The following is a 271-nucleotide window of genomic DNA, read 5'->3' as shown; positions in this document are numbered from 1 at the left end:
GGTAAGCACGTTTTGACTTAGACTGTTTGACGGATTTAACCTGCTTGATCTTATACTTCTTACCCTTTACAAAGCTGGCAATAGGTTCTCCTGTTTGATAGCGAGAGGCAAAGCTTTGGACAGTAACTGTGTCCCCGACTTTCTTAGCAGCATATCCAGTGGATCCCCCAGAGACTTTCTGCAAGTCTTGTGCCAAGAACCAGCTGTTAACTCCATCCAATAGGAAGGCGTATTTGGAGACTGATTGGTTAACTACTTTAGAGTCTTTAAC

1 protein-coding gene is annotated in these 271 nt (G+C 43.5%); it reads right to left on the bottom strand.

The features are described from left to right. A partial coding sequence (locus ACS2QP_RS27735) for a hypothetical protein (RefSeq protein ID WP_438883061.1) occupies window positions 1-196 on the bottom strand: 196 nt, incomplete at its 3' end. Window positions 197-271 lie beyond the last annotated feature (75 nt).

The organism is Bacillus cereus group sp. Bce019 (assembly GCF_051781745.1).
GTDB classification, from domain to species: Bacteria; Bacillota; Bacilli; order Bacillales; family Bacillaceae_G; genus Bacillus_A; species Bacillus_A cereus.
This window is presented reverse-complemented; position numbering and strand designations above follow the sequence as displayed.